This window comes from Shigella sp. FC1967, from assembly GCF_001743005.1.
Taxonomy (GTDB): Bacteria; Pseudomonadota; Gammaproteobacteria; order Enterobacterales; family Enterobacteriaceae; genus Proteus.
Map to the genome: position 1 here is coordinate 1 of NZ_MIIZ01000654.1, position 20,792 is coordinate 20,792.

Here is a 20,792-nt window from a genome sequence, read left to right on the forward strand (position 1 = left end):
GGAGTGATGACTCTCTTGTATAATGAGAAATTCCTCTTTGACTGGCCGATAGAAATATCGGCTTTTTTTTTAACTTGTTGATAGTAATAGTAATCATTAAAGAAATGTTAAAATAAGATAATAAAAAACTCTTTACCGTATCAGTAAAAGAGGTTCTAATATAATATATCTTAATAAATATTTAGGTGTTATTGCTTGGGTTTAAAACGTAATAAGCGGTTTGCGTTGCTTACAACCGTGATTGAAGACAGCGCCATTGCGGCACCTGCAACGACAGGGTTTAATAATGTACCTGTAAATGGGTATAAAATACCTGCTGCAATAGGAATACCTAAGCTGTTATAGATAAAGGCGCCGAATAAATTCTGTTTCATATTGCGTAGCGTACCTTTTGAGATCTCAAGCGCATCGGCAACACCATGCAAACTATGACGCATTAAGGTAATCGCGGCTGTTTCAATCGCAATATCACTACCGCCTCCCATGGCAATACCGACATCTGCTTTAGCTAATGCGGGAGCATCGTTAATACCATCCCCAATCATGGCAACACGACGACCTTCAGCTTGAAGTTCTGTAATGGCGTGTGCTTTACCTTCAGGCATGACGCCTGCAATAACCTGATCAATACCCGCTTCTTTTGCTATTGCATTTGCGGTAATTGGATTATCCCCCGTTAACATCACTAGACGATAACCTTGATGATGTAAACGTTGTAATGCACTTACGGTATCTTCACGGATTGGATCGCGAATAGAAAGTAATGCCGCAATTTTGCCGTTTTGCGCTAATAAAACCGGCGTTACCCCTTTGGAGGCTTGAGAATCAATTAATGAATTCACTTCACTAATATCAATACCCGATTCGACCATTAATTTAGGGTTACCTAAAAGTACCGTTTTACCATTAATTTCACCACTTAATCCCATACCTGCTAAGGTACGAAACTTGTTTACGTCAGGTAAATGAATGCCTTCAGCTCGTGTTAAAATAGCTTTGGCTAATGGGTGATTAGATCCTTTTTCCAAAGAAGCGGCTAAGGTAATCGCTAGAGTTTCATCTACTTGATTGAAAGTATGAATTTCAGTGACCTGAGGCATACCTTCTGTCAATGTACCGGTTTTATCAAAGACTAAAGTATCTAGCTTACTCGCTTGTTGTAGTGCATCTGCATCACGGACTAACACGCCGTATTCAGCCGCGCGACCTACACCTGAAATAATCGACATAGGCGTAGCTAAACCTAAAGCACAAGGGCATGCGATGATAAGAACGGTTGTGATAATGACCAGTGCATAGGTAATTTGTGGTGACGGGCCAAAGAAATACCAAATAGCACCTGCAATAAGCGCGATAACAACGACAACAGGTACAAATACGCCTGAAATTTTATCCGCTAATTGACCTATTTCGGGTTTACTACTTTGCGCTTGACGAACTAATTTAATAATACGTGCAAGTGTTGTTTTGCTTCCCACGGCTGCCGCTTTAAATAGCACTGAGCCATCCTGAACCGTTGTTCCCGCATGAATAGTGTCACCCACGGTTTTTTGCTGCGGAATTGGCTCACCTGTTAGCATTGCCTCATCCATCCACACTTCGCCTTGGATTATATCCCCATCCACCGGTACTTTATCACCCGTTGCTAAACGTAAAGTCATTCCTTGTTTAATATCCGCCAATGGCATTTCAACTTCACCGTTTTCAGTGATCACTCTTGCTGTTGGTGGCGTTAAATCTAATAGTCGTTCTAGTGCCTTAGATGAACGTTGACGCGCTCTTTGCTCAAGCATATGACCCAGATTGATTAAACCGATAATCATTGCACTGGCTTCATAATAGAGATGTCGAGCTTGAGCCGGGAACACTTCTGGCCATAAGTTCACGGTAATAGAATAGAGCCATGCTGCTCCTGTTCCTAATGCAACGAGGGTATCCATTGTTGCACTGCGGTTTTTTAAACTCTGCCATGCGCTACGATAGAAATGCCCACCCGCAACAACCATCACAAATAGCGTTACAATACCAATGCCTAACCAAATGCTATGATTGGCTTCTGTGAGCATCATATTGTCGCCAATCATTCCCCAAATCATTACAGGGATGCCAACAATTAAGGCTAATGTCGCTTGCCAGCGAAAACGTTTCATATTGGCAACAGCAACTTCTTGCTGACGTTCTCTGCGTTTTACATCATCTTGAATAATTTCAGCGCCATAACCCGCTTTTTCAATCGCAGTCACAAGAGCATCATGATCGATTTCACCGGTCACTAATGCACTGCGCTCAGCCAGATTTACACGCACATTTTCAACACCATCAACGGATTGTAATGCTTTGTGAACCTTGTTGACGCAACTTGCACAGGTCATGCCATCAATTAAAAGTTGAACACTACTGTCATCATCAACATCGATTTCAGCGCCATTATCAATATCAGTATTCTCAACTGGAATATCACAAATAGCCGCTGACGATGCTTCCAGTTGTGCATGCGTTTGCGTCAGCGGCTCAGTTTTTGGGAAATCAGTACCTGCGAGTTGTGCTTCAAAACCCGCGTCTTTAATGGCAGTAATTAAGGTTTCAGCGGTTGCGGAACCGGTTACTTTTGCGTGAGTTAATTCAACGTCAGCCGTTTCAACCCCTGCCGTATTTTCTAGCGCTTTTTTAACTGAACCGACACAGTGACCACAATTTAAACCCGATAGCGTTAACTGAATTGTGTTGTCTGTGGGCGCTAAGCTTGCTTGAAAGCCTTCAGCTGTTATCGCTGCAATTAAAGTATCCGCAGTCGCGTCACCAAAAATTTCGGCTGACTCTTTTGTCACATTAACGGCGGCAACACCTTCAACGGCTAATAATGCTTTTTCAGTTTTACCGACACATTTCATGCAGTTAAGCCCACTTAGGCTTAGTTTTACGTCGGGCAGTGTTGCAACACTTGCTTCATAACCTGCATCTTCAATTGTTTTGATTAAACTTTCAGCGGTTGCATCACTGTCAATTTTAGCGTATTGAATAGTTACAATTGCCTGCTCTATGTCATTGCGAGCATCAAGTGCTTTTTTTACACTATTAACACAATGGGAGCATGAAAGTCCTTTTAGTGCGAATATTATAGTTTTTGCCATGTTAATTATCTCCATCATAAAAGCGTTACCTCTATTATTGCGCAATATTCGGTAACTTGCTTTCTTTAAAGGTTTTTTTCTTATCAGTGATAAAGGCTAAACCTTTCCGCGAGGGGAAGGTCAAGGGGGAATTTTGAATATTAGTGAAATAGCAACTAAAACAGGATTAACGGCTAAAGCTATTCGGTTTTATGAAGAAAAAGACTTGATAACCCCACCCAAAAGAGGTGAAAACGGCTATCGCTATTATCAAGCTCAACATATTGAAGAGTTAACTTTATTACGCCAAGCGAGAGAGGTTGGTTTTAGTTTAGAAGAGTGCAGGGCTTTATTGATGTTGTTAAGAGATCCTTCTCGTCATAGTTCTGACGTGAAAGAAGCCACCTTAAAAAAAGTGGCTGAAATCGAAAAAACAATTAATGAGCTTAATGCCATTCGCCAGCGATTACTTTTATTAGCTAGCGAATGTCCTGGTGATGATGGTGCTGATTGCCCAATCATCAATCATTTGTCAGGGTGTTGTCATCATCAGAAACAGTCGGTTTAAACGCAATCACTTGTAAGGTAATACCATCAATTGAGATTACTGTTACCTTATCGCCGGCAAGTAATGGCGTGTCTGAATAAACACGCCAACTGCCATCAGCTAATTTTACGCGACTAAAACCATTTTCAGTATCTGATAATAAAACAGCATGAACACCAATCAGTTGATGTGTTTTCTGATTTAAGTTTTCAGCTTCTTTTGATAGTTTTCTGCGTTTAAGCCAAAGGTGCCAAAGCACAGCACTAATAACCGTTAAGAGCGCAAATAAAACACCTTGAATAGGCCAGCTAATGGGTAATATCCATGTGATCAACGATACACACAGCGCCGCCATTCCTGACCATAAAAGGTATCCTGCTGTTCCTAACATTTCTGTAATTAACAGCAAGCCACCAAGACAAAGCCAGAAAAGTGCAGGTTGAGCACTAATCCATTCCATCATAATTAATTGCTCTTGTTGCCAGAGTCACTTTTTTTGGTATTAAGTAATTCAGAAATACCGCCAATCGCGCCCATGAGATTACTTGCTTCTAATGGCATCATAATCACTTTACTGTTATTAGCTGAGCCAATTTGAGATAGTGCATCAGTATATTTTTGTGCAACAAAGTAATTTATGGCTTGCATATCACCTTTTGCAATGGCCTCAGATACCATTTGTGTTGCCTTGGCTTCTGCTTCTGCAGCACGTTCACGAGCTTCTGCTTGTAAGAACGCAGATTGACGCTCACCTTCCGCCTTCAGTATTTGTCCTTGTTTTTCACCTTCAGCTTTTAAGATCGCCGCTTGACGAATACCTTCAGCTTCAAGAATATCAGCACGTTTAGTACGTTCTGCTTTCATCTGAGCATTCATTGCAGAAATTAATTCTTTTGGTGGACGGACATCACGAATTTCAATACGGGTAATTTTAATACCCCAAGGGTTTGTTGCATCATCAACAATTAGTAAAAGGCGGCTGTTAATTTGGTCACGTTGAGAAAGAATTTCATCAAGTTCCATTGAGCCTAATACGGTACGGATATTCGTTAATGTTAAGTTGATAATCGCAAGCTCAAGATTATTAACTTCATACGCCGCTTTTACAGGGTCAATGACTTGAATAAAGCAGACGGCATCAATGCTGACGTTGGCGTTATCACGAGAAATAACTTCTTGAGAAGGAATATCAAGTACTTGTTCCATCATATTGATACGGCGACCAATACGATCAACAAATGGCACGAGAATTTGAAGCCCTGGAGCCAAAGTACGAGTGTAACGACCAAAGCGTTCGACAGTCCACTGATAACCCTGTGGAACGGTTTTAACACCGCATAAAACTAAAATAATAGCGAATAAGATGATAATACCAATGACTATTTCCATATACCTGTCCTAAGTCTTCTTGATAAGATAATAAAATTAATAAAGTAAAGAATACACCATACGACGATATTTCGACGCCAAATTATCATTAGTTCCTAAGGCTGATAGAATATCCATCAGGGTTTTCTTAACTTGTCCATCACCTGCATTTAGATCTTTTTTGATAAAGCTAAATAGCAACGCTAACGCCTCTTCATTACGAGCAACTTCATGTAATTTTAGTGCAAGTTGAATGGCAAGATCGGTATTTTCAGGTTGTTGATTAAAATCATTCTGTAATTGTTGAATTTCAGGCGTATCAGCAGCCTGTTTTTGTAATTCAATTTGGGCTAACAAACTATGATAGTAACTGTCTTGATCTTGTAATGGGATAGTTATTAACAGAGTTTGAGCTTCTTCATTTTTATTTAAAGAAATTAAAGCCCCCGCCAGTGCGAGCGTAATTTCACTGTTTTTAGGTGCGAGTTGATGTGCTTCTTTGAGTAGAGGTAACGCTTCTTCGGCTTTTCCTTCAGAAAGTAATTGCGCCGCTTGCGCCGCTTTTAACTCTTCTGGTTTTGGTAATACATTGGCTAATACTTGGCGGATCGCTTCTTCAGGTTGAGGGCCTTGGAAACCATCAACTGGGCGACCTTCTTGTAAAATATAAACAGTTGGAATAGCACGTAGCCCAAATTGTGAGGCTATCATTTGTTCAACATCACAATCCAATTTTGCCAAAATAAATTGATCAGCAAATTCGGCTGCCAGTTTATCTAATGTTGCGCCAAGCTCTGCACAATGAGGGCTACGTTCTGAATAGAAATACATCATAACTGGTTTAGTCATGGATTGTTCTATAATTTGTTGAATATTTGATTCATTTACATCAACAATATGTGCAGTTGCTAACATTAATTTTTCCCTTTTTGAGAGTTTTAAATATAGATGCGATTTATAACGCTATTTCATTAATAAGTAAGGGTGAAATCGCAAAAATCAAGCCTTGCCGCTCTGGCGACTGAGAATAGCATCCATTAACGCATCAGGTAGAAAACGTTTTAGTATTCTGACGGCGTAAGTTAATAAGGTTACGGGATAACGTATCTTAGGTTTTGGGCTTTCTAAAGCATGAATAAGCTTTTTCACGACATCTTCAGGTGTTAATGTGAAACGACTCGCAATCCCAGGGTTTTTTACCGGCTTATCTTTTTCAGCTTGAGCGACATTTTCAGTAAAACAAGTTCGTATTGGACCTGGCTCTATTAAACTGACTTTAACACCGGTATGCGCTATTTCCATTCTTAGCGCATCTGACCACGCCTCTACGGCATATTTACTGGCAGCGTAAGCGCCTCGACCAGATGTTGAAATAATCCCCATTACAGAACTCGTTTGAATAATTCTTCCTTCACCATGAGGTAACATTGCAGGTAGAAGTAATGTAGTAAGCTGATGTAAACCAAAAAAGTTAGTAGAAAACTGTTTTTCCATTTGTTGACGAGTAATGGCATCTAATGAGCCATAAACACCAAATCCACCATTATTAAATAATCCATATAAACGACCGTTTGTTAGCTGAATAACTTCTAGAGCCGCATTTTCAACGCTTTTGGGATCATCAAGGTCAAGATGGATTGGTTCTAATCCCAGTGTTTCCATGCGTTCAAGGTCTTCACCTTTACGGCAAGCAGCAAGAACGCGATAGCCTCTTTTCTTTAGTGCTTTTGCTGCACAGAGTCCTATCCCACTGGAACTTCCTGTAATCAATACCGTTTTTTGCATAATTTTACAATTAATCTCGTTTAATCTACGTCAACTACTGTCAGAATAGTCTAACGTGTTAAGTAAGGGGATAATGTTTCATCCATCCACTGCGCAATAAAAGGTTGAGCATCTTCATTGGGGTGTATGCTGTCATTTTGCATCCACTCAGGTTTATCAGCGACTTGCTCCATATAAAAAGGGAGCAGAGGAAGCGCATTATCTTCAGCGAGCTTTGGATAGATTGCTGAAAATGATTGTGTATAACGTTTACCGTAATTAGGTGAAATCATTATTTGCATAAAAAGTGGCGTTGCGCCGGCATCTTTTACTTGTGTAATGATGTTTTGTAATGCCTCTTTTGTTTGTGCAACAGGGTATCCTTGTAAGCCATCATTTGCACCTAATTCAATTAAAACCCAACGTGGTTGATGTTGTTTTAATAAATCAGGAAGCCTATTTTGTCCCTGAAAGGCCGTTTCACCACTAATACTTGCATTGATAACATTAATGTCAGGGTGGGTTGTTTTCCATTTATCAGCAAGGCGTTGTGGCCATGCACTTTCAATTGGAAGACGATATCCTGCACTCAAGCTGTCACCAAAGATTAGAAAGGTATCAGCAGCAATCGCCTTAAAGCTAAACATCATCATAACGATAAGGAAAAATGTATGTCGACGGAAAAGGTTCTTGAAGTTCATCAGTTAACCAAACAAGTAGGAGAAGGTGATAGTCAGATCTCTATATTGCAGGGTGTTGAGCTAGTTGTCGAGTCTGCACAAACAATTGCGTTAATCGGTGAGTCAGGATCGGGCAAATCGACCCTATTAGGTATCATTGCTGGATTAGATGATGGTAGCTCTGGCAGTGTGCATTTAATGGGGAAAGAACTCACTCAAATGAATGAAGAAGAACGCGCCAAGTTGCGAGCCCAACATGTCGGGTTTGTTTTTCAATCATTTATGCTGATCCCAACATTGAATGCACTCGAAAATGTGCAGTTGCCCGCATTATTAAAAGGTGAGTCAGAAAAACACAGTCATGCACGTGCTGTTGATTTGCTGAAGCTGTTAGGATTAGGCGAACGTTTATATCATATGCCAGCACAACTTTCTGGCGGTGAGCAACAACGCGTTGCATTAGCAAGAGCATTTTGTACTCAGCCGGCTATTCTTTTTGCTGATGAGCCAACGGGAAACCTTGATCGTAAGACGGGTGATAAAATTGCAGATTTGTTGTTCTCGCTTAACCGAGATTATGCAACAACATTGATTTTAGTGACTCATGACAATGAGCTAGCCGCTCGTTGCCAAAGACGATTACGATTAGTCGATGGACAACTTAAGGAGGAGTCATGATTTGGCGTTGGTTTTGGCGTGAATGGCGTTCTCCTGCATTATTAATTGTTTGGCTTTCTTTAGCGCTAGCAGTTGCTTGTGTGCTTGCTTTAGGGCGTATAGGCGATCGCATTGATAAAAGCATTTACGCTCAAAGTCGTGATTTAATTGCTGGCGATTTAGTTTTACGGGCATCTTATCCCGTTGATGAAAACTGGCTTATAGCGGCGAAAAAAGAAGGGTTAACGCTCAGTCGCCAAATGCAATTTACTACGATGTCTTATGCTCCTGAAGGCGATATACCACAGCTTGCATTGGTAAAAGCTGCGGATAAATTATATCCACTGTATGGTGAATTAGAAACAGAGCCAGCAGGGCTAAAACCTGAAAAAGGAACGGCACTTGTTGGTGCCAGATTACTTGAATTACTTGATATAAAAGTCGGCGATAAGATTGATGTAGGCGATGCCTCATTTACGATTAGTGGTGTGTTAATTCAAGAGCCCGATAGTGGATTTAATCCGTTTCAAATTGCACCCCGTATTTTAATTAGTCTTGATGATGTTGAAGCAACAGGTGCGGTGCAACCCGGAAGTCGCCTGACATATCGCTATATGTTTGCAGGTAACGAGTCCGTTATTGATCGTTATCAGCAACGTTTCGACCCACTATTAAAACCCGATCAGCGTTGGAATAGTTTAAAACAAGATAGTGGAGCACTTTCACAATCCATGGAACGTGCGAAAAATTTTCTTTTGCTTTCAGCGCTATTGACGCTATTGCTTGCTATATCGGCAGTTGCTGTTTCAATGGCTCATTATTGCCGTAGTCGCCATACCTTAATTGCAGTACTAAAAACGTTGGGGGCAGATAAACGTGCATTGAGAAAATGGATCGTTGGGCAATGGGGGGTGATCCTTATTGGTGCTATTGTTGTTGGCTCATTAGTAGGGCTTATTTTTGAGGCAATACTGCTACAAATTTTAGCGCCAGTTTTACCTAAAAGTTTGCCTGAAGCGAGCTTTTTGCCATGGATATGGTCTGTGGGCTCTTTGTTGTTAATCGCTTTATTAACAGGATTAAGACCTTACTATCAATTAATGGCAACACAACCTTCTCGCGTATTAAGAAGTGATACTACGGCGCCTATATGGCCTCTTCGTTATTATTTACCAATAGTAGGCTTAATTATTGTTGGCGCTTTAACGCTTTTTGCAGGAACAGGCGTCTTACTTTGGTCAATTCTATTTGGTGTTATTGTTATTGCTTTTTTACTCGGAATAATTGGCTGGTTAGGATTATGGGTATTAAAACAGTTTACATTTCGCCAACTTAGTGCGCGCTTAGCCGTCACTCGTTTATTACGACAGCCTTTTCAAACGATGACTCAGCTTGCAGCCTTCGCGCTCTCATTTATGTTGTTAACGCTTTTAGTCCTTATTCAAGGTGATTTACTTGATAAATGGCAAAAGCAATTACCCGCAGATAGTCCGAACTATTTTCTAATCAATATGTCTGCGCCTCAAGTTCAAGAAATTAATACTTTATTGGCAAAACATGATGTTGAACCAATGGATGCATTCCCGGTGGTATTAGCACGTTTAACTCAAATTAATGAGCATAATGCTAAAGAGTGGGCTGATAAACGTGATGCAGGTAATAACACCGTTCGTCGAGAGCTTAACTTAACGTGGCATAGCGAATTGCCAAAAGATAACGTGATTATTGAGGGCACATGGCCTCCTATGGGGAATGGCGTTTCTCTTGATCAAGGCGTTGCTGAAAAACTCGATATTAAGTTGGGTGATGAATTAACATTTGTCGGTGATACTCGTGAATTTAAGTCCATTGTTACTAGTATTCGCCATGTCGATTGGGAGAATATGCGCCCTAATTTCTTCTTTATTTTCTCTGAAGAAGGGTTAAGTAATCAGCCAGAAAAATGGATGAGTAGTTTTTATTACAATGGCGAGGGCGCATTAATTACTGCGCTCAATCGTCAATTTCCAACCGTAAGTGTGTTAGATACAGGTGCATTAATTCAGCAAGTTCAGCAGATCTTACAGCAAGTCAGTCGAGCTTTGGAGATTATGGTTGGATTGGTCATGCTCTGTGGTGCTTTATTGCTAGTTGCTCAAATTCAGGTAGGAATGACACAACGACGCATTGAGTTAGTCGTGTATCGAACATTAGGTGCAGGTAAATCATTATTAAGACGGACTCTTTGGGCTGAATTTGCATTATTAGGTTTAATGGCGGGATTAGCTGCGGCGATTGGCGCTGAAGTCGCATTAAGTTTATTACAAATATCGGTGTTTAATTTCCCTTGGCAACCGCAATGGGGAATGTGGATCACCGTACCTATTGTTGCGGCATTATTGCTTTCATTATGTGGTAGTATCTTAGGCGTCAGACTGTTGCAAGATAAAGGGCAATATCGACGAATTCAAGGCGAATAATGAAAATAAATAAGGCGAATAAATAGCGTTAAATAAAAATGCTGATATTATTAAAATATCAGCATTTTTTTGTGTGAAAAGATAATTATTCTTTTATCACATAAGCATAAATTTGCTTACTGCCATCCCCTTCATCATAAATATAAACCCCCTGAAGCTCAGTTGAAAAGCCTGGAAGCTGATTAATTGTGACTTCAAGTGCCTGAAAATAACGTAAAACAGCACCCCCCCAAATTTCGCCAGGTACAGCACATAAAACACCTGGTGGATAAGGTAAGGCACCTTCAGCGGCAATTCGGCCGGCTAATTTATTTAAAGGTAACAATTCAACATTACCACGAACAAACTCAATATTAGCTTGTTGCGGGCTTAGTGCTCGCTTAGGAAAATGATTTTTTCTAAACATCTGTTTTTGCAGTAACTTGATATTGTACGTGACACAAATATCATGCATTTCCTGACAGAGTTGACGCAATGTATAACCCTGATAACGAGATTGATAGCGACGGCAAACAGAAGGTAATATTTGTTCTAATAACACATCTTCCACTAAGTATTTTTCAAATTGAACAATCAAAGAAATTAAGCGATCAAACTTCGCTTGATGCTCTGCGGGTGTTAGCAAAAATAAGATTGAATTGAGATCGCTTTTTTCAGGGATAACACCGTGTTCACGTAGATAATTTGCCAAAATAGATGCTGGTACACCAAAAGATCCATATTCTCCTGTATGAGGGTCGATCCCTGGCGTTGTAAGCATTAATTTGCAAGGATCAACAAAGTATTGATTGGTGGTGTAACCTTCAAATGAGTGCCAATTATCATTAGGAATAAAATTGAAAAAACGCTGATCGCGAGCGATTTCATCTGTATCGTGATCTTGCCAAGCAAGTCCATCAACCATTTCAGGAATAAATGGCTTAATAAACTGGCACTGTTTTAGTAATGACTTGCGGGCTTCAATGCCTTGCTTTACGCAACTCATCCACATTGCTTCACCACTTTTGCCAGAATGCATTTTGGCATTGACATCAAGAGCTGCAAAAAGAGGGTAAAACGGGCTGGTGGATGCATGCATCATAAAAGCATTATTCATACGTTTATGATTAACATAACGTGATTGCCCTTTCAGGTGAGCATCTTTTTTATGTATCTGTGAGGTTTGTGAAAATCCCGCTAATTGTTTATGAACGGATTGAGTAACGAGAATACCAGGATCGTCTTTATTAAGCGTTAATAATAAAGGCGAACATTGTTTCATCATGGGAATGAATTGTTCATAACCCACCCATGCAGAATCAAATAAAATATAATCACAAAGATGGCCAATTTTATCGACCACTTGCCTTGCGTTGTAAATCGTACCGTCATAAGTGCCTAGTTGAATAACGGCTAAACGGAAAGGACGTTTATCGAATTGACGTTCTGGGATAATTTCGGCAATTTGTTGGCGTAAATAGTGTTCTTCAAAGCAATGAGCATCAATACCACCGATAAAGCCAAAAGGATTACGAGCCGTCTCTAAATAAACAGGTGTTGCTCCTGCTTGAATGAGTGCGCCATGATGATTGGATTTATGGTTATTTCTATCAAATAACACTAAATCATTTGGCGCCAATAAGGCATTTAAGGCAACTTTATTAGATGAGGATGTTCCATTTAAAACAAAATAGGTTTTATCGGCATTAAACACTTGCGCGGCAAAAGTTTGAGCATCATAAGGCGCACCTTCATGAATAAGCAAATCCCCCATTTCCACATCAGCATTACAAAGATCAGAGCGGAATAGATTCTCACCAAAATATTGATAAAACTGCTCACCAGCAGGATGACGACGGAAAAATTCTCCGCCTTGATGACCAGGACAATCAAAAGCGATATTCTTTTCGGCAACATAATTCACTAAACGTGAAAAAAAGGGGGTGGTCAGATCCTCTTCATATTGCTGTGCTGCTTTATTAATTAACGCACTATTTTTTTGATGTGCTTTTTTATCCGTAATTACAACCCCTGAAACTTGATTGAGCAATTCAGCACTGATTGCATCATTAAGATTAACAGCAATAAATACGGGGAGTTGAAAGCCTGTTTGATGAATGCGATCTAATTCGCCCGACTCAATATCTGATAATGACAACACGACTGCTGATACTTGCGCTAAATTTGCATCAACAATATCAACGATCGGACGTTCACAATAAAAATAGTGTGAAAGAGTAGGGTGACACGCCAACTTCATTTTTTTCATTATGCTCGTGTTTTTATCAATAGAATAATTGGCGAACAATATACTTGGTTGTGGATGTGATTGAAATAAATTAAAAGAAAAATGGCGTTCTATGCATTTAAATCGCATAAAATACCATTTTAATCAATGAGTCAATGGAGAATTTATATGGAAATAAACGTATCCACTTTCTATCTATTATTGGGCAATGGGAGCAGACTTCTCGAGATAAACCGTTTGAGATGGAAAAGCAAAATCAGCGCCATGTTTATGCACAATTTCAATTATCTTTAAATAGACTTCTTGCTGAGCTTCAAGCCACTGTGCCCATACCGTTGTTTTAGTAAAACAATACACCATGATATTGAGTGAAGAGTCTGTAAATTGATTAAAATAGACTAATAATGTTTGTTGTGTATCGATTTTGTCATTTTGCATTAGCATGGTGCGAATATCTTCAACGATAACACCTATTTTATCTGAATCTTCATAACGCAAGCCAAGTTCAGTTTGGATCCGCCTATTTGTCATTCTTCCTGGATTTTCCACACTAATTGAGGAAAAAATGGAGTTGGGAATATAAAGTGGTCGGTGATCAAACGTAATGATTTTGGTAATGCGCCAACCAATTTCGACTACAGTGCCTTCAATATTACGGTCTGGAGAACGTACCCAATCACCAATATTAAAAGGACGATCAAAATAGAGCATCACACCAGAGAATAGATTACTTAATACATCTTTACTTGCCATACCAATGGCGATCCCACCTAATCCTCCGAATGTCATTAAGCCGGATAAGCTCATACCAAAATGCTCACCAAACAATAAAACGATAATGACAAATAACGTGATTTTGAATATGCGAGAAATAATGCGAGCAGAAGTCGGATCACTGCCTTTTTTAATTTGAGCATCTTCTAGCCGATTAATGAGTAAGAAAAATTTTCTCATTAAAATTAATGCAATGCCGATATAGGTGAAAAAATTAATCATCCTAAATGAGATAAAATGGAGATTAAAATCGACCACGGCCATTTCACAATATTGGCTTAAGATAAACACTAGACTACAAAGCAAGATAGCTTGGCTGATATGAACAATAATATTTCTATGGCGTTTTTTCTTTTTGTCATGAAAAAAGAGATACGATGACAAAACCAACAAAACAGGCTAAAGCGATGCCAATACCTATTGAGTATTTTATTATTAATGCATCATTCATCAGTTTCATGTCTCCTTAGAAAATGCGTTTTTATAATACGAAACTCGCTATCTTGCTTATTTCATGGTTATTTTTCTTGCTCACTCGCATGCTGAAATTTAGGATAAACTGGCGGTTTCATAAATAGAGTGACCGCTAAAATGAATAAAACAGGTAGGGTTAAAATCAAGAATGCGGGGGTAAAACTACCTGATATATCTTTGATGGCTCCTGCAAAGAAGGGGGCTAAACAAGCCAGTGTTGAAATTAAATTCATCACTGAAAATAGTTCAAGGTAAGGGGTGCGACCAAAATAGTTAGCAAGCAATATACTTGATGCTAAGAATGTCATGCCATACCCGATACCGACACAAACCGTAAATAAGATCAGGTAAATCCAAGAATTAGCCATACTTAGTGCAAGTAACCCAATGATTATAATACTTAAGCTTGCGATAAGTAATTTTTTAGGTTCTAACCATTCACCAATTGCGCCACCCGCTAATCGAGAGAAAGCATTGATAAATGCCATGCTACTTAATAGTGTCGCGGCAATAGTTTCGCCAAAACCATTCTCAATAATATGTGCAACAGCAAAGCTATTAACCGTGATCCCACACCATAAAAAAGCGGTGTAAGTCGCAGCAATAACATAAAATTGCCATGTTCTTAAAGCATGACGAGCTGTCCAAATTTCTTTGGTTTGATAAATACGTTTTTTGGTTTGAAGTTGGCTAATTTTTTTTGCGTGCTCTTGCTCTTTATTACCTTCGCGTAAAAATAAAATGGTAAGAAGAGTAACAACAGTGAGTGTGAGTGCTGAAATAAGCCAGTGCATTCGCCATGTATGCCATAAATGAGTTGCTAAAAAGTAGATCCAAGGTCCAGCAACACCACCTAATCCACCAATGGTAAAGTAGACACCAAAAGCAAAAGACTGTTTTTCAAATAAGCGAGAAATCACATAAGTACCAGGCACAGTAGCCAGTAGTGTAAAACCAACACCTAACAGTGCCGTACCCAAAAAATAACGCGCAATAGTGTATGTTTCATAAAGAAAATAGAAACCACTGACAAAAATGATTAACCCTATAAGTAATGTAAGACGAACACTTAATTTACGGATCAGTAATGTAGGTAAAAAACTCGCAAGACCGCAGGTTAATCCTAATAACGTAAAGCCAAGGCCAGCTTGAGTCCAGTTCCACCCTAGCTCGTTTATCATACTAGGAAGAACAACACCTAAAGAGGTAAATGTGGTAGCGGTAGCTAAAAAATACACAAAGCCCAATAATATCAGCATACTCCACTGATAAACGGGCCCAAAAACTTGTTGCGTGACTTGCATCCTGACTCCATCGAATGGGTGCAGTAACCTGAATAATCAGGAGAAAATAGCGAATAACAGACCTATTTATTTAAGGTCTGTTCGTTTAAAGGCTATTATTCTCTAACTTTATGAGTCGGACTGCTAGCTTAATTTTTCTAAAGCCCATTCGATAGGGTACTGATAGGCATCATCAAGCATTGCACTTAATAATTCGAGTGTTTCTTTCAGTGGTTGATTATCGCGATGTACAAGATTGAGATGACCCACTTTGCGCACAGGACGAACCTCTTTTTCATACCAATGTAAATGAACTAATGGCAATGAAAGCCATTGAGGATTGACATTAGTACCAATCAAATTAACCATTACTGCTGGTTGGCAAACCTCAGGTTTGGGCATCGGTAAATCTAAAATTGCACGTAGGTGTAACTCAAACTGACTAATTGAAGCCCCATTTTGTGTCCAATGACCACTGTTATGAACACGAGGGGCTAATTCGTTGATAAGTAATTTATTGCCAACGATAAAGCATTCCATCGCCATTACACCAACATAGTTGAGCTTATTAAGGATCGCGGTCAGCATTTTTTCTGCTAACAGTTGTTGTTCTGACGATGGGGTTGGTAATGCAACACTCATGCGTAAAATGCCATCTTGGTGAAGATTGTGAGTTAAAGGGTAGAAAACGCAGTTCCCACGACAATCTCTTGCTCCCACTAATGACACTTCACCTGAAAAGGGAATACCCTGCTCGACAATACATTCACCATAAATCTCAGCCGGTAATTGCTGTTCTTCGCCCGGATGAATGCGCCATTGACCGCGCCCGTCATAACCACCCACACGGCGCTTTACAATAATAAAATCACCCAGTTGTGCGAAAATATCAGGCCATTGTGTTGGTGACGTTAATGGTTGCCAAGCTGCCGTGGCCAAACCTAGTTCATCGATAAGTTGTTTCTGAGGCAATCTATCAGCAAGTAATGGAAAAATATCACGGTTTACAAAGTTAGTATGACGTTCTAATTCTTTGGTCAGAGGGGTTTCAGGCCAGCGTTCAATTTCCGCCGTGATGATACTTTTTTGATAGGGAACGGCTTCTGGCTCTGCATCTAATCCTACGGGATAAACCGCAATTCCTAAAGGCTCACCCGCTTGTCTTAGCATTCGCCCTAATTGACCATTTCCAAGCACACAAACTGGTTTCATAGTGCCTCCCTTGGATCTGGGTTATTTAATACATCGTCAGTTTGTGCGGTACGCCATGCAGTTAATGCTTCAAAAATAGTTGGAGAGTGTAACGCTAAAATTTGAGCGGCTAATAAAGCCGCATTGGCAGCGCCAGCTTTACCAATCGCTAATGTTCCCACCGGAATGCCTTTTGGCATTTGTACAATAGAATAAAGGCTATCAATACCGCTTAATGCTGCACTTTGAACAGGAACACCTAATACAGGAACGAGCGTTTTTGCTGCGAGCATACCCGGTAAATGGGCTGCACCGCCGGCTCCTGCAATAATGACCTCAAAACCATTATCTTTTGCCTGTTCTGCAAAGCTAAATAGCTTATCAGGGGTACGATGGGCTGAGACAATCTCAACATGATAAGGAAGTTGTAGAGCGTCTAGTACATCGGCGGCATGAGACATTGTTGCCCAGTCGCTTTTAGAGCCCATTACAATAGCGATACGAGCGGAAGAGGTATTTAGACCAACTTGAGAAGACATTACTTAACTGCTCCTGTAAGCATAAACGGATATAGCCTAATAAACTGAGCATGATAGTATCACGCTAACATGCGCAGGAAAACGTTTGCGTAGAGAAAAAATAGCCTTTTTATGGAGACAATAAGCAAAATAACTTAAAAGGGGAAATGAATAAGTTCTATTTTTTCAGCCGTCACTTTAAACATAGAACCTTCTGTATGCCAAGCACCTAATACACCGCGATAATGTAGTTTATTATCAATGTTGACAGTATGAATTGCTGGGCGATGAGTATGACCGTGGATCATCCATTCTGTATTGAAATGTTTAAAAGTATCAATTACAGCCTGCGGGTTAACATCCATAATGGCATCTGATTTGTATTGATTTTCGTGCTGGCTGCGTGAACGCATTTTGTCAGCGATACGCAGTCGAATAAATAGAGGCAGTAGCAAGAATAAGCGCTGAATACATTTATTATGTACTTTTTTACGGTAACGTTGATATGCTTTATCGTCCGTACAAAGTGTATCACCATGCAAAATTAAGATACGATAGTTCTCAATTTCGAGCACTTTTTCTTGAGGAAGTAAGGTGATACCACTCTCTTTCGCAAAGCGAGAGCCAATTAAAAAATCACGATTTCCATGAATAAAATAGCAAGGCACTCCTGCATTTTTTAGCGTCATCAGTGCTTGAGCAATTTGTTGATGTAAAGGATTAGGATCATCGTCTCCGATCCAAAAATCAAAAAAATCACCTAAGATATAAAGTGCTTTTGCATGAATGGCTTGTTCTTTTAGAAAGCGAAGAAAACCGGCAGTAATTGCCGGTTCATGTTCACTTAAATGCAGGTCTGCAATAAAAAGCGTACACATAAAAAGTGAGGCTTATTCGCTAACCGTTACACTTTTAATGACGATATCTTCGCGAGGAACATCTTGGTGGAAACCGCTACGACCTGTGGAAACTGCTTTAATTTTATCAACAACGTCCATACCTTCAACAACTTCAGCAAACACACAGTATCCCCAACCATTTGTATTTTCAGCACGGAAGTTTAAGAAATCGTTGTCTGCAACGTTGATAAAGAACTGAGCAGTAGCTGAATGTGGATCGTTCGTACGAGCCATTGCTAATGTACCACGGTTGTTTGCTAGGCCATTGTTTGCTTCGTTTCTTACAGGTGCTTTGGTCGCTTTTTGGTTCATACCTGGTTCAAAACCACCACCTTGGATCATAAAACCATTGATGACGCGGTGGAAAATAGTGTTATCGTAGAATCCTTCTTTACAATAGTCTAAAAAATTTTCTACGGTTGCAGGTGCTTTGTCTGCAAATGTATTAATCACGATATCGCCGTAATTGGTATGAAAAGTAACCATATTCAGATCCTAATATAATTTTAGCTTTACCCAGATTTGGGCATAAACAACAGTCTCGTTTTTATATCACAGTTGCCTAATTTAGTCAGTACGCATCTTTTTCTCGCGCCACTTTTCTTCCTCTTTAAAAGACTAAAACAAGAAAAAACACATTTTTCGCCAAAATTTGAACAAATAACAGAAGTTTGATTGTTCACTATCAGCGATTGAACAGTGAAAATAAGCGCTGAGCAGAGTAAGATATAAACCTTAATCTTGAGTTTGCTTTGCTTTCAAGATCCAATATCCTAATTAATATCATGTTATAGTAGTTGTTATTTTCTTTTATATAAAAACGTAATAAACACGTACAGTTGAAAACGGGAACGTCCACTGATGCTAAAGATTTTTAATACTCTCACTCGCCAAAAAGAAGAATTTAAACCTATCCATGCAGGAAAAATAGGTATGTACGTGTGTGGCATCACTATTTATGACTTATGCCATATTGGTCATGGACGTACATTTGTGGCTTTTGATGCCATAACCCGTTATTTGCGCTACTTAGGGTACGATGTTCACTATGTTCGTAACGTAACGGATGTGGATGATAAAATTATCAAACGTGCGATTGAAAATAATGAAACATGTGAGCAATTAACCACTCGTATGTTAGCTGAAATGCATAAAGATTTTGATGCATTAAATATTGCTCGTCCTGATTCAGAGCCTCGTGCAACACACCATATTGCTGAAATTATTGAATTAACAGAAGCGCTAATTAAGCGTGGGCATGCTTATGTTGCCGATAATGGCGATGTGATGTTTGCGATTGATACCGATCCTGATTATGGCTTACTTTCCCGCCAAGATTTAGAGCAACTACAAGCTGGTGCTCGAGTTGAAGTCGCTAACGTAAAACGCAATCCAATGGATTTCGTCTTATGGAAAATGTCTAAACCGGGTGAGCCAAGCTGGAGATCTCCATGGGGAGACGGTCGCCCTGGTTGGCATATCGAATGTTCTGCGATGAATGGTAAAGAATTAGGACATCATTTTGATATTCATGGTGGAGGTTCAGACTTAATGTTCCCTCATCATGAAAATGAAATAGCGCAATCAACATGTGCTCATGATGGTCCTTACGTTAATTACTGGATGCATTCTGGTATGGTGATGGTAGACAAAGAGAAAATGTCTAAATCACTTAATAACTTTTTTTACTATTCGCGACGTATTAGCTTATTACGATGCTGAAACAGTGCGTTACTTCTTATTATCAGGGCATTATCGTAGCCAATTAAACTACACAGAAGAAAACTTAAAACAGGCTCGTACTGCATTAGAACGTCTATACACCGCATTGCGTGGAACAGATGCCAGTGCACAGCCTGTTGGCGGTGAAGCATTCGAAGCACAATTTATTGAAGCAATGAATGATGATTTCAATACACCAGAAGCCTATTCTGTCTTATTTGATTTAGCACGAGAAGTAAACCGTCTAAAAGCTGTTGATATGGATACCGCAAATGGTTTGGCAGCAGTATTACGTAAATTGGCTAAAGTATTAGGTTTATTAGAACAAGCGCCGGAACACTTCTTACAAGGTGGTGCAAAAGCAGATGATGCGGGTGAAGTTGAAAAAAATTGAATCATTAATTCAACAGCGTAACGATGCGCGTAAAAATAAAGATTGGGCTGCGGCTGATGTTGCTCGCGATGCGTTAACAGCGATGGGGATTGTTTTAGAAGATGGTCCTCAAGGAACGGTTTGGCGCCGTAATAATTAATACAATAATTGAGTAATAACGCTTAATACGAGTTTAATAAAAAAATATCGGGTATTTAATATCCGATATTTTTTTGTCAGGTGATTAATTTATTGACTAATAATATTCGTTTCTCTTTTACTATCTTTTTGTTTATCTTCAAAATAAGCAATCACATTTTCAGAGAAAAAAGAGTCGATGTGTTAAGACAACGATAATAGTAAAAATAATAAAGCCTATTTCGGACATATTCGTTAATGACATTGAAATGCTAAGTATAAAAAAAGAGTGATATAGATAAACATAGCCATGAAATTTTAAAAAAAGAGTAAGCATTTCTACTATTTTTAGCTAATTTTATCCATGCAATAACTTGCATTAGCATCGTTATAATTAAGCACAGCATAATGAACAATCCTATTAGTATGGTTTGCCTCCACCCATTGCCATTGCTAATAAAATAAATCGGTGTTCCTGCTACTAATATAAATAAACTTGCACCCAAAAATAATACTGAAATAACTTGGATCCATAAAAGTACTATGGGCCTTTCCATAACCTCTCCTAAAAACAGAAATAAGTTTTTATTAGCTTTAGAATATCTTTA

Annotated in this window: 15 protein-coding genes and 2 pseudogenes; 4 read left to right on the plus strand and 13 right to left on the minus strand. The window is 39.3% G+C overall.

What is annotated here, in order from left to right; translation table 11 throughout:
- Positions 1 to 188: 188 nt before the first annotated feature.
- On the minus strand, positions 189 to 3,131 hold the full coding sequence (gene copA, locus BHE89_RS08730) for a copper-exporting P-type ATPase CopA (RefSeq protein ID WP_069368351.1): 2,943 nt from the start codon (positions 3,129 to 3,131) through the stop codon (positions 189 to 191).
- Positions 3,132 to 3,264: 133 nt separating this feature from the next.
- On the opposite strand from copA, the gene cueR reads away from it, so the two are divergent.
- On the plus strand, positions 3,265 to 3,678 hold the full coding sequence (gene cueR, locus BHE89_RS08735; RefSeq protein WP_069368352.1) for a Cu(I)-responsive transcriptional regulator: 414 nt from the start codon (positions 3,265 to 3,267) through the stop codon (positions 3,676 to 3,678).
- On the opposite strand, the gene BHE89_RS08740 is transcribed toward cueR, so the two are convergent.
- From BHE89_RS08740 to tesA, 5 genes are all read right to left on the minus strand, one after another.
- Entirely contained in the window at positions 3,632 to 4,120 is a 489-nt protein-coding gene (locus BHE89_RS08740) for an NfeD family protein (RefSeq protein WP_069368353.1), read from the minus strand. The two genes, cueR and BHE89_RS08740, sit on opposite strands and share 47 nt — an antisense overlap.
- Positions 4,121 to 4,122: 2 nt before the next feature.
- Positions 4,123 to 5,046, minus strand: coding sequence for an SPFH domain-containing protein (locus BHE89_RS08745; protein ID WP_006533996.1), 924 nt, complete (start codon positions 5,044 to 5,046; stop codon positions 4,123 to 4,125).
- Positions 5,047 to 5,082: 36 nt separating this feature from the next.
- Positions 5,083 to 5,940, minus strand: coding sequence for a co-chaperone YbbN (locus BHE89_RS08750; RefSeq protein ID WP_069368354.1), 858 nt, complete (start codon positions 5,938 to 5,940; stop codon positions 5,083 to 5,085).
- A gap of 84 nt (positions 5,941 to 6,024) precedes the next feature.
- Complete coding sequence (locus tag BHE89_RS08755; RefSeq protein WP_069368355.1) at positions 6,025 to 6,810, minus strand: SDR family oxidoreductase; 786 nt, start codon at positions 6,808 to 6,810, stop codon at positions 6,025 to 6,027.
- Between the two features lie 50 nt (positions 6,811 to 6,860).
- Positions 6,861 to 7,490: a multifunctional acyl-CoA thioesterase I/protease I/lysophospholipase L1 gene (tesA, locus tag BHE89_RS08760; protein WP_069368381.1), complete on the minus strand. Its 630-nt coding sequence runs from the start codon at positions 7,488 to 7,490 to the stop codon at positions 6,861 to 6,863.
- Between tesA and ybbA the strand changes: the two genes are divergently transcribed.
- Together ybbA and ybbP are read left to right on the plus strand one after the other, a co-directional pair.
- Complete coding sequence (ybbA, locus tag BHE89_RS08765; protein WP_069368356.1) at positions 7,461 to 8,147, plus strand: putative ABC transporter ATP-binding protein YbbA; 687 nt, start codon at positions 7,461 to 7,463, stop codon at positions 8,145 to 8,147. The genes tesA and ybbA overlap by 30 nt on opposite strands.
- A complete protein-coding gene (gene ybbP / locus BHE89_RS08770; RefSeq protein ID WP_069368357.1) occupies positions 8,144 to 10,585 on the plus strand; it encodes a putative ABC transporter permease subunit YbbP in 2,442 nt (813 codons plus the stop codon). The genes ybbA and ybbP overlap by 4 nt, the downstream gene beginning before the upstream one ends.
- 85 nt (positions 10,586 to 10,670) lie before the next feature.
- Here ybbP and BHE89_RS08775 read toward each other — a convergent pair whose 3' ends face one another.
- From BHE89_RS08775 to ppiB, 7 genes and pseudogenes are all read right to left on the minus strand, one after another.
- Entirely contained in the window at positions 10,671 to 12,833 is a 2,163-nt protein-coding gene (locus BHE89_RS08775; protein WP_069368358.1) for an ornithine decarboxylase, read from the minus strand.
- 177 nt (positions 12,834 to 13,010) lie between these two features.
- A pseudogene (locus tag BHE89_RS08780) lies at positions 13,011 to 13,781 on the minus strand (mechanosensitive ion channel family protein); the annotation flags it as partial.
- A gap of 323 nt (positions 13,782 to 14,104) precedes the next feature.
- A complete protein-coding gene (locus BHE89_RS08785) occupies positions 14,105 to 15,364 on the minus strand; it encodes an MFS transporter (RefSeq protein ID WP_069368360.1) in 1,260 nt (419 codons plus the stop codon).
- A gap of 123 nt (positions 15,365 to 15,487) precedes the next feature.
- Complete coding sequence (purK, locus tag BHE89_RS08790) at positions 15,488 to 16,555, minus strand: 5-(carboxyamino)imidazole ribonucleotide synthase (RefSeq protein ID WP_069368361.1); 1,068 nt, start codon at positions 16,553 to 16,555, stop codon at positions 15,488 to 15,490.
- Positions 16,552 to 17,073 carry a 5-(carboxyamino)imidazole ribonucleotide mutase gene (gene purE, locus BHE89_RS08795; protein WP_069368362.1) on the minus strand — a complete coding sequence of 174 codons (522 nt, stop codon included), beginning with the start codon at positions 17,071 to 17,073 and terminating at the stop codon, positions 16,552 to 16,554. The genes purK and purE overlap by 4 nt, the downstream gene beginning before the upstream one ends.
- A 134-nt stretch (positions 17,074 to 17,207) precedes the next feature.
- Positions 17,208 to 17,930: a UDP-2,3-diacylglucosamine diphosphatase gene (locus BHE89_RS08800; RefSeq protein WP_069368363.1), complete on the minus strand. Its 723-nt coding sequence runs from the start codon at positions 17,928 to 17,930 to the stop codon at positions 17,208 to 17,210.
- 12 nt (positions 17,931 to 17,942) lie between these two features.
- A complete protein-coding gene (gene ppiB, locus BHE89_RS08805; protein ID WP_069368364.1) occupies positions 17,943 to 18,437 on the minus strand; it encodes a peptidylprolyl isomerase B in 495 nt (164 codons plus the stop codon).
- A 375-nt stretch (positions 18,438 to 18,812) separates the two neighbouring features.
- Between ppiB and cysS the strand changes: the two are divergent.
- Positions 18,813 to 20,206: pseudogene (gene cysS, locus BHE89_RS08810) on the plus strand (cysteine--tRNA ligase).
- The last annotated feature ends 586 nt before the right edge of the window (positions 20,207 to 20,792 follow it).